The organism is Bradyrhizobium sp. PSBB068 (genome assembly GCA_016839165.1).
In the GTDB taxonomy this organism is placed as follows: domain Bacteria; phylum Pseudomonadota; class Alphaproteobacteria; order Rhizobiales; family Xanthobacteraceae; genus Bradyrhizobium.
This window is the reverse complement of the sequence record CP069300.1, coordinates 4,283,418-4,297,771: the sequence shown is the minus strand read 5'-3', so window position 1 is coordinate 4,297,771 and position 14,354 is coordinate 4,283,418. Positions and strand designations below refer to the sequence as shown.

Genomic DNA, 14,354 nt, shown 5'->3' with positions numbered 1-14,354 from the left:
TATGCCAACTCTGACGCTCGTTTCCGGCGAGCGATTTCGTTCTGAACCACAACCGGTTGGGGGCAGGTCGTCATGAAAAGAGAGCCGATCCGCCGCAAGCCGTCCGATCCCGATGTTCGTGCACAGCCGGATCCGGACGCGCGAGACGGCGGCGTGCAATCCGTCGATCGCGCGCTGCAAATCATGGAAGCGCTTGCCGAGGACGACGAAGGCTATCGGCTGACCGATCTTGCGATCCGCATCGGCTTGCCGCCGTCGACGGCGCATCGGCTGCTGACCACGCTGGAGAACCGCAGGTTCGTGCAGTTCGACCGCGAGGAGTCGAAATGGCATATCGGTGCGCAGAGCTTCGTGGTCGGCTCGACCTTCATGCGCCGGCGCAATTTTTCCGCGCGGGCCTTGCCCTATCTGCGCAAGCTGCGCGACCAGACCAGGGAGACCGCCAATCTTGCGGTGGTCGATGATGAATCCATCATCGTCGTATCCCGTATCGAAAGCCGGGAGATCATGCGCTCGCTGACCAAGGTCGGCGGACGCGTCGCCTTGATCGCCTCGGGAGTAGGGAAGGCGGTGCTGGCCGCCTATTCCGATGCCGATGTCACTGCGATCATCCGCCGTCGCGGCATGCCGCGCCTGACCGAAAAATCGATCATTCGACCGGGTGAGCTGTTCAGGGAATTGGAGATCGTGCGGCGCCAGGGCTATGCGGTGGACGATGAAGAGGCCCGGCTCGGCCTGCGCTGCGTGGCCGCGGTCGTCTTCAACGATTGCAGCGAGCCGTTCGCTGCGGTCTCGGTGTCGGGCATGGCGGATCGGATGACGGACGACCGCCTGCCGGAGATCGGAGCCACCGTGCACAAGATCGCAGCCGAGCTCACGGCGGAGCTGCGCGGCAGCAGCCCTGCGCAGCCGCAGGCGTGAAGCCCGCCGGCTTTCCCGTCGTTGCCGGTTTCCATTGCGTCGCCGGTGCTAATCGCTTGGAGACAGGCAAGAAATCGCGAGCGCTGCCACAGCGCGGAAAATCCCGTCGATTGCGTTGAGATCGATGGTCGTGGCGCTGATGATCCTGCTCAGGCCAACTCAAGCGAAGCGGGATCATCAGATGAAGATGCGAGCGGTGGATGCGGCAGTCCGCATACTGGAACGCGAGGGGATCACTTGCGCTTTTGGCGTTCCCGGCGCCGCGATCAACCCGCTTTACTCCGCATTGAAGCGCAACGGCTCGATCCGGCATGTTCTGGCGCGGCACGTCGAAGGTGCCTCGCATATGGCGGAGGGCTATACCAGGGCGAACGCGGGCAACATCGGCGTTTGCATCGGCACGTCGGGCCCCGCCGGAACCGACATGATCACCGGCCTCTATTCGGCGATCGCGGATTCGATTCCGATCCTCTGCATCACCGGCCAGGCGCCGCGAGCGCGGCTCTACAAGGAAGATTTCCAGGCCGTCGACATCGAGGCGATCGCAAAGCCGGTGACGAAATGGGCCGTCACGGTGCGCGAGCCGGCGCTGGTGCCGCGGGTGTTCAGCCAGGCCTTCCATGTCATGCGCTCGGGGCGGCCGGGACCGGTGCTGATCGATCTGCCGCTCGATGTTCAATTGGCCGAGATCGAGTTCGACGATGAGACCTATTCGCCGCTGCCGGTCTACAAGCCGACGGCGACGCGCAAGCAGGTCGAGAAGGCGCTCGAGATGCTCAACGCCGCGGAGCGGCCGCTGATCGTCGCCGGCGGCGGCGTGATCAACGCTGATGCATCCGAGCTCCTGGTTTCCTTCGCCGAAGCTGTCAACGTGCCGGTGGTCCCGACGCTGATGGCGTGGGGCGCGATTCCCGATGATCACGCGCTGATGGCCGGCATGGTCGGCCTGCAGACCAGCCATCGCTACGCCAACGCCACGATGCTCGAATCCGATTTCGTGCTCGGCATCGGAAACCGCTGGGCCAACCGGCATACCGGTTCGATCGAGACCTATACGAAGGGTCGCAAATTCGTCCATGTCGACATCGAGCCGACGCAGATCGGGCGGGTCTTCAATCCGGACCTCGGTATCGTGTCGGACGCCAAGGCCGCGCTGGAACTGTTCGTTAGCGTCGCCCGCGAGTGGCGGAAGTCCGGCAGACTGCGCGACCGGCAGGCTTGGCCCGCAGCCTGTCGCGACCGCAAGCGTTCGATGCTGCGCAAGAGCCATTTCGACAACATCCCGATCAAGCCGCAGCGCGTCTACGAGGAAATGAACAAGGCGTTCGGCCGCGACACCTGCTACGTGACTGTGATCGGATTGTCGCAGATCGCGGGCGCCCAGTTCCTCAACGTCTATCGTCCGCGCAACTGGATCAACGCCGGGCAGGCCGGTCCGCTCGGCTGGACGCTGCCGGCCGCGCTCGGCGTGCGCGCCGCCGATCCCGACCGCGACATCGTCGCGCTGTCGGGCGACTACGATTTCCAGTTCCTGATCGAGGAGCTCGCGGTCGGGGCGCAGTTCAATCTGCCCTACATCCACGTGGTCGTGAACAATTCGTATCTCGGGCTGATCCGGCAGGCGCAGCGCGGCTTCGACATGGACTATCACGTCCAGCTCTCGTTCGAGAACATCAACGCGCCCGAGATCGGCGCCTACGGCGTCGACCATGTGGCCGTCGCGGAAGGGCTGGGCTGCAAGGCGATCCGCGTGACCGATCCGAACGACGCGCAGGCCGCATTCGCGACAGCGCGCGAGCTGATGGTGAAGCACCGCGTGCCCGTGGTGGTCGAGTTCATCCTCGAGCGGGTCACCAACATCGCGATGGGAACGGAGATCGACAACATCGTCGAATTCGAGGAGGTGCTCGATCTTCCGCTCGATGACGTGCCGAGCGCACAACGAACCGGCACGCTGTTGCCGGCCTGACGACATCATCCAGCGCTGCCCCAAGCGGAGATCCGACCCGTGCCTCAATTTGCCGCCAATCTCACCATGCTGTTCAACGAGCTGCCGTTCCTCGACCGGTTCGCAGCCGCCAAGGCCGCCGGCTTCAATGCTGTCGAGTATCTGTTTCCCTACGAGTTCGAGAAAGGCGCGTTGCGCGAGGAATTGGCGCGCTCTGGGCTGACCCAGGTGCTGCACAATCTGCCGGCCGGCAATTGGGCTGCCGGCGAGCGGGGCATTGCGATCCTGCGCGACCGGGTCGATGAATTCCGCGACGGCGTGGTGCGCGCGATCGACTACGCGAAGGCACTGGACTGCCGGCAGCTGAACTGCCTGGTCGGCATCGCTCCCACTGGCGCGGACGCGGCGGAGCTGCGCGAAGTCCTGGTGCCCAATCTGCGCTTCGCTGCCGGCGCGCTCGCGCAGCATGGCATCAAGCTTCTCATCGAACCGATCAACACGCTCGATATTCCCGGCTTCTTCCTGAGCGGGACGGAACAGGCGGTGCAGCTCATTGCCGACGTGGGCTCACCCAATTTGTTCATCCAGTACGACATCTATCACATGCAGATCATGGAAGGTGATCTGTCACGAACGCTGCAGAAGCATCTCGGCCGGATCGCGCATGTCCAGCTCGCCGACAATCCGGGCCGTTTCGAACCGGGCACCGGCGAGATCAACTATCCCTATCTGTTCAAGCATCTCGACAGCATCGGATATCGGGGCTGGATCGGATGCGAATACAAGCCGCGGTCGACCACGCTCGAGAGCCTTGCCTGGCACGCCGCACACACTCTCGTGACTTAATCCGGCGGACAGGAGCGACGACAATGAAGGACATAGGATTCATCGGGCTCGGCACCATGGGACGTCCGATGGCGAGCCACCTCCTGGCAGCGGGCTATCGCCTGTTCCTGCACGACGTCACGCCGCTCGCGCCGGAGCTGATTGCTGCCGGCGGCATCGCCTGCGAGTCCGGCAAGCAAGTCGCGCAGGAGGCGGACGCCGTCATTATCATGGTGCCGGATACGCCGCATGTCGAAGCCGTGCTGTTCGGCGAGGGCGGCGTCGCGGAGGGCGTCTCCAAGGGCATGATCGTGGTCGATATGAGCTCGATCTCGCCGCTGGCGACCAAGGAGTTCGCCCGCAAGATCGATGCGCTCGGCGCCGACTATCTCGACGCACCGGTCTCCGGTGGCGAGGTCGGTGCCAAGGGGGCAAGCCTGACCATCATGGTCGGCGGGCGCGAGCGGGCGTTCAATGCGATGAAGCCGGTGTTCGAGACGATGGGCAAGAACGTCACCCATGTCGGCGGCAATGGCGACGGCCAGACCACCAAGGTTGCGAACCAGATCATCGTGGCTTTGACCATCGAGGCGGTGAGCGAGGCCCTGCTGTTCGCCTCCAAGGCGGGCGCCGATCCCGCGCTGGTGCGCAAGGCGCTGATGGGCGGCTTCGCCTCGTCCCGGATCCTCGAGGTGCATGGCGACCGCATGATCAAGCGCAACTTCGATCCAGGCTTCCGCATCGAGCTGCATCAGAAGGATCTCAACCTTGCGCTCGAAGGCGCGCGGGCACTCGGGTTGTCGCTGCCAGGTACGGCAGCTGCCCAGCAGCTGTTCAACACCTGTACCGCGCTCGGCGGCAAAGCCTGGGACCATTCGGCGATCTTGAAGGCGCTGGAAGTCATGGCGGGCCACGAGGTCGCGGCTGCCTGAGCCTCACCCGGGGCAATGGATGAACTTCAACGGCCAGCCTCCGGCGATGCCATGCTGGTCCGGCGGGTGAGGGGGCGTCGCGCCAGGCGACGAACCCCTGCATCCGAGGGAAGGATCTTTAGCTCCTTGACACGGTAAGTAAAAATATTATTACATACCGGCCTTGGAGAAACGGGCTGATGTTGCAGACAAAGCGAAGCTATGGCGGCATGGTGACCGCGCCGCACCACCTCGCGGCGCAGGCTGGACTCGCGGTGTTGTCGGAAGGCGGCAATGCCATCGAGGCGATGATCGCCTCGGCGGCGACGATTGCCGTGGTCTATCCCCACATGAACGGACTCGGCGGCGACAGCTTCTGGCTCGTCGGTCGCGCCGGCTCTCCGCCGGTCGGGATCCAGGCTTGCGGACGCTCCGCGATGGCCGCCGATCGCGACTGGTATCGCGCGCGCGGTTGCAGCAGCATTCCCGGCCGCGGCCCGCTCGCTGCGCTCACCGTCGCCGGCACCGTCGACGGCTGGCAGAAGGCCTATGAACTCAGCCGCGATCGTCATGACGGCCGGTTGCCGCTGGCGCGGCTGCTCGAGCCCGCGATCCGCCATGCTGAGGACGGCGTCGCCGTCACCAGCACGCTGCATGAAAACATCGGCAAGAAGCGGCACGAGCTCGAAAACGTGCCCGGCTATGCCGAGGTCTATCTGCCGCAAGGCGCGCCGCTTGCGGTCGGTGCGCGGCTGCGCCAGCCTCGCGTCGCCGAGACGTTGCGGCGGCTGGCCAAAGCGGGCCTCTTTGATTTCTATCACGGCGAACTGGCGCGCTCGATGGCGGCCGACCTCGAACGGGCGGGCAGCCCGCTGCGGCTGGCCGATCTGGAACGGCATCAGGCGTCGCTGGTGACGCCGCTCTCGGTCGAGGTGTCCGGACACAAGATCTACAACATGCCGCCGCCGACGCAGGGGCTGGCCTCGTTGCTGATCCTGGCGCTCTATGCCCGGCGCATCGCTGATGAGGCCGACGGCGTCGATCATCTGCACCGGCTCGTCGAATGCACCAAGGCCGCGTTCCGGATTCGCAACGGCCATGTCACCGATCCCGACTACATGAAGCGCGCGGCCGCTGAATTCCTGTCCGAGCAGTCGCTGGCCGCGCTGCATCAAACAGTATCGAATAGCCGCGCTGCGCCGTGGCCCGATCCGTCCAAGCAGGGCGACACGGTGTGGCTTGCTGCGACCGATCGCAATGGGCTCAGCGTCAGCTTCATTCAAAGCGTGTACTGGGAGTTCGGTTCGGGCGTCATCCTGCCCGAGACCGGCGTCACCTGGCAAAACCGCGGGACGAGCTTTGGGCTCGGCGAGAGCGATACCAACAGGCTCGACCCGGGGCGCTTGCCATTCCACACGATCCAGCCGGCGATGGCCGAACTCGGCGATGGGCGGTTGATCTCGTATGGCACGATGGGCGGAGAGGGGCAGCCGCAGACCCAGGCCGCGATCTTCAGCCGCTACGCCATGCACGGCCAGGAGCTGCAATCAGCGATCACCGCGCCGCGGTGGCTGCTCGGTCGCACCTGGGGCGAGGAAAACAACAATCTGAAGATCGAATCCCGCTTCGACCCGGCGATCATCGAGCGGCTACGCGCGCTCGGCCACGACATTCAGGTGACCGGCCCGTTCGAGGAGTTCATGGGACACGCCGGCGCGATCGTCTGGCATCCGGATGGCCTGATGGAAGGGGCCAGCGATCCGCGCAGCGACGGTGTCGTTGCGACCCGCTGAGCCGCATTCCCGGCGCACGATGCCGTATCGTGCGCCGCGCCCGCTAGCGCGACGGCTTGCGGGGTTGCGCGGTCACCTTCGATCCCGCAGACCTTGACTTGCGTTCCCCAACGGGCGCCGTCAGCCAGGTCAGGATCATGTCCTGCGCATGCTCGCGCCGCAGCGCAAGCCAGTCCGGATCGCCGAGGTCCCGGTCGAACATCGCCGACAGCGTGTAGCGGTTGGACACGTGGAAATAGCTCATCGCCGTGATCGAGACGTAGAGCTGGATCGGATCGACGTCGCTGCGAAACAGGCCCGCCGCCACACCGCGCCGCAGGATGCTTTCGATGCTTGCGACCAGGGGCAGAGTGAGATCGGCGATCTTGCGCGACTTGCGCATGTTGCGCCCGCGTTGAAGGTTCTCGGTGTTGATCAGGGCGATGTAGTTCTGGTGCTGCCCGAAGAACGTGAAGGTGAAATCGATCAGCTCGCTCATCGCGGCGATCGGCTCGAGATCATCCAGCTTGAGCTGCTGTTCGGCGGCGCGGATCTCGGTGTAGACGTCCTCGAGGACCGCGATGTAGAGCCCGTTCTTGTCGCCGAAATAGGCGTACAGCAGGCGCATGTTGGCCTTGGCGCGCTGCGCAATGGCCTCCACGCGTGCACCCCCGAGGCCATTGTGGCAGAACTCGAAGGTCGCCGCGCGCAGGATCGCCTCCTTGGTGAGCGCGGAGTCGCGCGGACGTTTTCCGCGGGTCGTGCTGCGGGTGGGGCTGGTCTGTGCTGTCGTCTCTGTCACGGCGTCAACCTTGCCTGGGCTCGGGTAGTCACGCAAGGCACGGCCGCATCAGGCCACAAAGGGCAGCGGTCCGGTTCCCGGCGCAAGCAGCCCGGATTGAGATCGGCATTGCGGCTGTTCGTCAAGGGCGATTCCTCCCTGTTCACTGCTTCCGGGCGCCTTAGATCACCACCACGCCGCCACGGGCGATGAGCCGGCCGGCCTTGTAGACGTCGCGCGGCTTCGGACGCGCGACCACCGCTTCCTGGACGTGCCGTGCATCCAGCACGACGAAATCCGCCGCCGCGCCGACCGTGAGGCCGTAATCCCGGAGGCAGAGCGCACGCGCCGCGTTGGCCGTCACCATGTCGAAGGCCGCGACCAATTGATCGTCGGTGTTGAACCCGGAGCGATAGCCGACCATCATTGCGCGTTCGAGCAGGTCGCCGTCGCCGTAGGGCCACCAGGAATCGCGGATGTTGTCGTTGCCGGAGAACACATTGACGCCGGCATCGCGAAGCAGCAGCACGGGCGGAAATGCGTGCGAGCCCGGCGCATTGGTGAAGATGGCGACGCCGGATTCGGCGAGCTGTTGCGCGGTCCGTTGAGCGACGTCAGCGGCCACTTCGCCGAGCGCGTAGGCATGACTGATCGCGACCTTGCCGCCAAGCCCCGACGCTTTGGTCCGTCGCGCGATTTCCTCAATCTCCGCGATGCCCTGCAGACCGCCGTCATGCAGGTGAATATCGATGCCGACGCCATGCCGCTCCGCGATGCCAAAGACGACGTCGAGATGGCCGGCGGCGTCTCCATCGTGGCCTGCGGGATCAAGTCCGCCGATCAGGTCGGCGCCGGCGCGAACTGCGTCTTCGAGCAATGCGGCTGTTCCGGGCGAGGTCAGGATGCCGCTCTGGGGAAACGCGACGATCTGGATTGAAACCTTCTCGCGATGCGCCTCCCGTGCCGCTGCGATCGCTTCGAAATGCTGCAGGCCGACCGCGGCGTCGACATCGACGTGGCTGCGCATGTGCGTCGTGCCTTGCGAGACGCAAAGATCGATCAGGGCTGCTGCCCGAACGGAAATCGGCTTGGCGCCGGCGAGCGCTTCCTTCTCGAATTTGACGCGCTCGCGCACGCTGAAGCCCGCGGTGCAGGGCCGATGCGGCTTCCAGTCGTCGCCGATGAAGCATTTGTCGAGGTGGATATGACCTTCGACCATGCCGGGAAGCACCAGGCGCCGGCCAAGATCATGGGTGTCGCCGACTGCGCCGTAACTTTGCCGGGACGGCGAGATCGCAACGATCTTGCCGCCGCTGACGGCGATTTCGACCAGCTGGCCATCAGTCAGCCGCGCGTTCTGGAACAGTGTGTCGATGGCGGTCAATTGAGGTCTCCAGTTTCTTATGTCGGCACGATGCCGTCGGGCAGGGCGCGAGAGAATGCCGCGATCTCGCCCGCGGTGGTGATCCAGATGTCGTTGCGCCTTGCGACGATCGCCTGCAGGGCGCGCCGCAGCGGCCGCAGCCGGTGTGGCTGGCCGACCAGGTAGGGGTGCAGCGCGATGCCCATCACCAGTGACTGCTTGGTGGACTGCGCCAGCATCTCCTCGAAACTGTCCGCGATCATGGTCGCGAACTGCTCGCCGCTGTCCTTGCGCCCGACAATCGAGGGGATGTCGTTCAGTTCCTGCGGATATGGGACGGACAGGATGCGTCCGCCACCCCGTGTCGAGAACCACACCGGCTGATCGTCCATGCACCAGTCGAGCAGGTAGTGGTAGCCGGCTTCGGCGAGCAGGTCCGGGGTCACGGCGGATTGCGAGATCCACGGACCGAGCCAGCCGAGCGGCCGCCGTCCCTCGGCGCGCGCGATGACATCCGTCGCCTCCTCGATCAGTCGCTGCTCATCGGCCGGGGAGAGCACACCCTGGCGTTCGGAATTGGTCCGGCCATGGCCGACCACCTCGTCGCCGCGCGCGCGAAAGGCGTCCATCACTTCCGGGCAATAGTGATAGATGCTGCTGTTTGCGAGTACGGAGAGCGGCAGTTTCAGTTCGTCGAACAGATCGATGAGCCGCCACACGCCGACCCGGTTGCCATAGTCGCGCCAGGCGTAGTTGAGGACGTCCGGGTGCGGGCCGCCCGGGCAGAGCTCGGCGCCGAGCCCGTCGCCGAACGCGAAGTGCTCGAGGTTGAGCGCGATGTAGACCGCCAGCCGCTTGCCGTTCGGCCAGACGAAATCGGGACGGCGCGTGATCGCGCTGTAGCGGTAGCGGTCATGAGAGACGAGACCGCGCGCCGGATCAGGTGGTTGCGCAGATGTTGCATCGCCGAGCACGGCTCGTTCCGGTTCCGCTCCAATCTCCCGCTGCATCGCAATCTCCATTCGGCGCGCGATCGGCCGCTTGACATTCGCCAATTTGTGAAGAAAGTTTTTACTTCCGTCAAGGCCGCGGAAACGGCGGCCGCGGACCAGGGGCGGCAAGGGAGCCGTCGGAGCGGGAGGAATTGCAGAAATGAACCACGCTTGTACCCCCATTACCGGGTTGTGCCGCCGCGTTGTCTTGCAGGGCGCGCTCGCCATTCTCGTCGGTTCGCTGCCGTTTGCCCAGCGCGCGCAGGCGGCCGACCCGATCAAGATCGGCCTGGTCACGGCGCTGTCGGGGCAGTCGGCCCGCGCCGGCGAAGCATTGACCCGCGGCGCCACGATTGCGATCGAGGAGATCAACGCGAAGGGCGGCGTGCTCGGCCGGCCGCTGGAGCTGGTGCGCCGTGACGACGAAAGCAATCCCGCAAAGGGGCTGACCGCGGCGCGCGAATTGATCCAGCGCGAGAAGGTCGCGGTCTTGCTCGGCGGTCTCGATACGCCGGTCCAGCTTGCGATCGTGCCGTTTGTCAACAACGTCAAGATGCCGTTCGTGGTGCCATGGGCCGCCGGAACCAACATCACGCAGAACGGCGCGGCGTCCAACTACGTGTTCCGCGTCTCGGCGATGGACGACGAGGTCGACAAGGCGATCGTCGCGTTCGCCGGCAAGACCTTCGCGGCCAAGAAGCCGGGCCTCATCCTCGTCAACAATCCCTGGGGCGAATCGAACGAGCACGGCCTGCGCGCCGCGCTGAAGGCCGCCGGGATCGAACCGGCCGGCGTCGAGAAGTTCGAGGCGAACGATGTCGACGTCGTCGCGCAATTGTCCCGGCTCAAGCAGGCGGGCGCCGATTCCCTGTTCCTGGTCGGCAATGTCGGTCCATCCTCGCAGGTCGTGAAGTCGCTCGATCGGATGGGCTGGTCGCCGCCGATCGTGTCGCATTGGGGACCGGCCGGCGGCCGCTTCACCGAGCTTGCCGGGCCGAGCGCCGAGAGCGTCGTGTTCGTCCAGACCTACAGCTTCTTCGGCAACCTCTCGCCGGTCGGCAAGCGCGTGCTCGCCGAGCTGCAGGCGAAGTATCCCGACATCAAGGGGCCCGCGGACGTGACCCCGGCGGTCGGCTTCGCCAATGCCTATGACAGCGTGCTGGTGATCGCAGGTGCGATCCAGAAGGCCGGCAGCACCGATCCGACCGCGATTCGTGACGGCTTCTACGGGATCGACCGGCTGGAAGGCCTGATCAAGACCTATGAAAAGCCGTTCGCCCAGGACAAGCACGATGCGCTGACGGCGCAGGACTACATCTGGGCCCACTTCGAAGACAACCACATCCTGCCATTCAAGAACTGACGGCAGCGGTCGTCCAGCAAGCAGATCGGGGTGATCATCGATGTCGTTTCTTTCGGCGATAATAACCGGAATGGCGCTGGGGAGCATGTACGGTCTGCTCGCGCTGGGCTTTCACGTCACTTACGCCGTGTCCGGCACGGTCAACTTTTCGCAGGGCAGCTCGATGACCCTGGGGGCCGTTGCCGGATACTTCTTCCTCGTCGTGTGGGGCTGGCCGGCCGCGATCGGCATCCCCGCGGTGCTGCTGGTCTGCGCCGTCTACGGCGTTCTGATCGAGCGCTACGCGGTTCGTCCGTTCGTGCAGCGCGGGTCGGACAACTGGTTGATGGCGACGGTTGCGGTCGGCATCATCGTCGACAACGTGATGCTGTTCGTGTTCGGCAAGGAGCCGCGCAGCTTCCCGTCGGTGCTCGCGGCCAAGCCGATCCAGATCGTGGAAGGGGCAGGGGTCTACCCGCTGCAGCTCCTGATTCCCGTGGTCGGCCTGCTGCTCGCCCTGGCCCTGCATCTGATCAGCCGCCGCACCCGGCATGGCGTCGCGATGCTTGCGGTGGTGCAAAATCCCAATGCCGCACGGCTGATGGGCATCAATGTCAGCGGCGCCATCGCCGCGAGCTACGCGGTGTCGGCGATGCTGGCAGGCGTCGCCGCGCTGCTGATTGCGCCGCTGCTCAACGTCTCCTCGGAGATGGGCACGCTGTTCGGCATCAAGGCGTTCGCCGCCGCGATCATCGGCGGTCTCGCCAGCGCCTGGGGCGTCATGCTGGCCGGACTGTGCCTTGGCCTGATCGAGGTGTTCGCGACCAACTATCTCGGGTCGGTCTACACCCAGATCATCACGTTCGCGTCCGTCATCGTCATCCTCGTCATCATGCCGCACGGGCTGCTCGGCCGAGCTGGAGTTAAGAAGGTATGATCTCTCGCGCTTCCCTTCTGGTCGCGGTCGCGGCATTCGCGATTGCTATCTTCTATGCCGCGGTCGCGGACAGCTACGCCGTGTTCCTGATCGCGACGATTTCGCTGACCGCGATCGCCTGCATCGGGCTCAACGTCCTGCTCGGCCTCGCAGGCCAGATATCGCTCGGCCATATCGGCTTCATGGCGATCGGTGCCTACACCACAGTGCTGCTGATGGAGAAGGCCGGCTGGCCCTACCTCGCCGCGACGGCGGGCGCCATCGTGCTGGTCAGCATCGTCGGCGGCCTGCTTGCGCTGCCGGCGCTGCGCGTGCGTGGGCCGTATCTGGCGATGGTGACGATTGCTTTTGGTTTCATTGTCGAACATGTCACGATCGAGTGGCGCGATCTCACCGGCGGCGGCAACGGCCTGATGCTGAGCGCGCCGCCGAGCGTGTTCGGCTATGCGCTGTCGGAGCGTTCGCTGGCTATCGCGGGCATCGTGCTGGTGTTTGCCGGCCTGTTCCTGTTCGAGCGGTTGAAGCGCAGCGGCTGGGGCTATGCCATGCGCGCCGCCCGCGACACCGAGGTGGCGACGCGCTCGCTCGGCATCGACCTGGTGCAGGTCCGCGCGGTGGCCTTCGTGATCTCGGCCGCAGCGATGGCGCTGGCCGGCGCGCTGTTCGCGCCGCTGCAGGGCTATATCAGCCCGAGCTCGTTTCCGTTCCTGCAATCGGTGCTGCTGCTGTTCGGCGTGATGGTCGGCGGCGCCGGCTCCGCGCTCGGCCCGGTGATCGGCGCCGCGTTGGTGGTGCTGCTGCCGGAAGCGCTGTCGGATCTCGCCGAGTATCGCCTGCTGGCCTTCGGCGTGTTGCTGTTCGTCGTGCTGCGCGCCGCCCCCTCCGGCATCGTCGGCCTCGTGGAGCAGCTCGCGGCAAAATTCCGGCCGGCGCGCAAGCCCGTCGCGGAGCCCGCGATCGCGGCGGCGCATGTCGATGCGGCGATCCTCGAAACGCACAACGCGGCGGGGCTCGACGTGACGGATCTCTCGATCTCGTTCGGCGGCGTGCGTGCCGTGCAGGGTGTGTCGTTTAGGGCGGCGCCCGGCGCCGTCACCAGCATCATCGGTCCCAACGGCGCCGGCAAGACCAGCGCGCTCAACCTGCTCTGCGGCTTCTACCGGCCGCAGGCGGGAACGGTGATGCTCGGCGATCGCGATGTCACGGGCATGACGTCGCATCTGCTGGCGCGGGTCGGCGTGGCGCGCACGTTCCAGACCACGCAATTGTTCGGCTCACTCACGATCCTGGAGAACATCCTGCTCGCCGAGCGGGTCGGCCGTCTTGGCGGTCTTGTCTCTGCGCTGCGCAACGCGGAGACCGAGGGATTCGCCAGGCTCCTGCTGCGCTTTGCCGGTGTCGACGGCGACGTCGACCGGCTTGCGGATTCGCTGTCGCATGGCGAGAAGCGGCTGGTCGAGATCGCACGTGCGCTGGCGCTGCGGCCCCGCATCCTGCTGCTCGACGAGCCCGCGGCGGGTCTCTCGAAGGGCGACAAGCAGCGCCTGACCGCACTGTTGCGGCGGATCGCCGATCTCGGGATCGCCGTCATCATCGTCGAGCACGACATGCCGATGATCATGTCGCTCAGCGATCTCATCGTCGTGCTCGACGGCGGCAAGCGCATCGCGATCGGCGATGCAACGGCGATCCGCAACGATCCGGCGGTCCGCAAGGCCTATCTGGGCGATGCCTCGCCGGGTGAGCAGAGCCGCGCGCCGCGGCCGGCGCGGCAGGGCACCGCACTCGAGGTCAAGGCACTCGATTCGTTCTATGGCCTGTCGCGCGCCCTGAACGGGATCGATCTGGTGGTCGCGCCCGGCGAGGCGGTTGCCGTGCTCGGCGCCAACGGCGCCGGCAAGACCACCCTGATGCGGTCGATCGCCGGTCTCGAACCGCCGCGATCCATCGGTGAAGTCCGGCTCGCCGAGACGCGCATCGACACGATGCCCGCGCATGTGCGTGCCCGCTCGGGCGTTGTGCTGGTGCCGGAAGGACGGCAGGTGTTTCCGGAACTGACGGTGAAGCAGAACCTCGAGCTCGGCGCCTATGCGCGCAAGGGCCTCGACCTCGATGCTGAGATCGAGGCGATGTTCGTGCGCTTCCCGCGGTTGAAGGAGCGCATCGACCAGCGCGCCGGCCTGTTGTCCGGCGGCGAGCAGCAGATGCTCGCGGTGGCGCGCGGACTGCTGACCGGGCCGAAGATCTTCATGCTGGACGAGCCGTCGCTCGGCCTCGCCCCGCTCGTCGTCGACGAATTGTTTGCGTCCTTTGAGCGGCTGCGCAGCGAGGGCATGACCATCATGGTGGTCGATCAGATGGCGGGCCACGCGCTCGCGTTGGCCGACCGGGCCTATCTCTTGGAGACCGGCTCGATCCTGAAGAGTGGCCCCGCCGACATCATTGCCGAGGATCCGCTGCTCGAGGCGGCCTATCTGGGCGGCGAGGCCCAGGCCGGCGCAGCGCAGCGCTTCGCGGCGCAGGCACGCTGAGGAGGCGAGGGCGGATGTTGGTCGGAGGCCG

At 65.8% G+C, this 14,354-nt stretch carries 11 protein-coding genes; 8 read left to right on the top strand and 3 right to left on the bottom strand.

The features are described 5' to 3' along the window. Positions 1–72 precede the first annotated feature (72 nt). The 5 genes from JQ507_19995 (at position 73) to JQ507_19975 (ending at position 6,398) form a co-directional block, all read left to right on the top strand. Complete coding sequence (locus tag JQ507_19995) at positions 73–921, top strand: helix-turn-helix domain-containing protein (protein QRI67272.1); 849 nt, start codon at positions 73–75, stop codon at positions 919–921. 181 nt (positions 922–1,102) lie between these two features. Continuing rightward, positions 1,103–2,890: a glyoxylate carboligase gene (gcl, locus tag JQ507_19990; GenBank protein ID QRI67271.1), complete on the top strand. Its 1,788-nt coding sequence runs from the start codon at positions 1,103–1,105 to the stop codon at positions 2,888–2,890. 39 nt (positions 2,891–2,929) lie between these two features. Continuing rightward, positions 2,930–3,715 carry a hydroxypyruvate isomerase gene (hyi, locus tag JQ507_19985; protein ID QRI67270.1) on the top strand — a complete coding sequence of 262 codons (786 nt, stop codon included), beginning with the start codon at positions 2,930–2,932 and terminating at the stop codon, positions 3,713–3,715. A 23-nt stretch (positions 3,716–3,738) separates the two neighbouring features. Next, the gene (locus JQ507_19980) at positions 3,739–4,626 is read left to right on the top strand and encodes a 2-hydroxy-3-oxopropionate reductase (protein ID QRI67269.1); all 888 of its coding nucleotides are present in this window, start codon (positions 3,739–3,741) and stop codon (positions 4,624–4,626) included. A 179-nt stretch (positions 4,627–4,805) separates the two neighbouring features. Further along, positions 4,806–6,398 carry a gamma-glutamyltransferase family protein gene (locus JQ507_19975; protein ID QRI67268.1) on the top strand — a complete coding sequence of 531 codons (1,593 nt, stop codon included), beginning with the start codon at positions 4,806–4,808 and terminating at the stop codon, positions 6,396–6,398. A 43-nt stretch (positions 6,399–6,441) separates the two neighbouring features. Here the strand turns inward: JQ507_19975 and JQ507_19970 are convergent, their stop codons facing one another. The 3 genes from JQ507_19970 to JQ507_19960 form a co-directional block, all read right to left on the bottom strand. Beyond that, on the bottom strand, positions 6,442–7,179 hold the full coding sequence (locus JQ507_19970) for a TetR family transcriptional regulator (protein QRI67267.1): 738 nt from the start codon (positions 7,177–7,179) through the stop codon (positions 6,442–6,444). Positions 7,180–7,339: 160 nt separating this feature from the next. After that, a complete protein-coding gene (locus JQ507_19965; GenBank protein ID QRI67266.1) occupies positions 7,340–8,542 on the bottom strand; it encodes an amidohydrolase family protein in 1,203 nt (400 codons plus the stop codon). A 17-nt stretch (positions 8,543–8,559) separates the two neighbouring features. Further along, positions 8,560–9,531 (bottom strand): polysaccharide deacetylase family protein, encoded by a 972-nt coding sequence (locus JQ507_19960; protein ID QRI67265.1) that lies wholly within the window; start codon positions 9,529–9,531, stop codon positions 8,560–8,562. A gap of 142 nt (positions 9,532–9,673) precedes the next feature. On the opposite strand from JQ507_19960, the gene JQ507_19955 reads away from it, so the two are divergent. The 3 genes from JQ507_19955 to JQ507_19945 are packed head-to-tail and all read left to right on the top strand — an operon-like array spanning position 9,674 to position 14,323. After that, a complete protein-coding gene (locus tag JQ507_19955) occupies positions 9,674–10,876 on the top strand; it encodes an ABC transporter substrate-binding protein (protein QRI67264.1) in 1,203 nt (400 codons plus the stop codon). Positions 10,877–10,916: 40 nt separating this feature from the next. After that, positions 10,917–11,792 carry a branched-chain amino acid ABC transporter permease gene (locus JQ507_19950; GenBank protein QRI67263.1) on the top strand — a complete coding sequence of 292 codons (876 nt, stop codon included), beginning with the start codon at positions 10,917–10,919 and terminating at the stop codon, positions 11,790–11,792. Next, entirely contained in the window at positions 11,789–14,323 is a 2,535-nt protein-coding gene (locus tag JQ507_19945; protein ID QRI67262.1) for an ATP-binding cassette domain-containing protein, read from the top strand. The genes JQ507_19950 and JQ507_19945 overlap by 4 nt, the downstream gene beginning before the upstream one ends. Positions 14,324–14,354 lie beyond the last annotated feature (31 nt).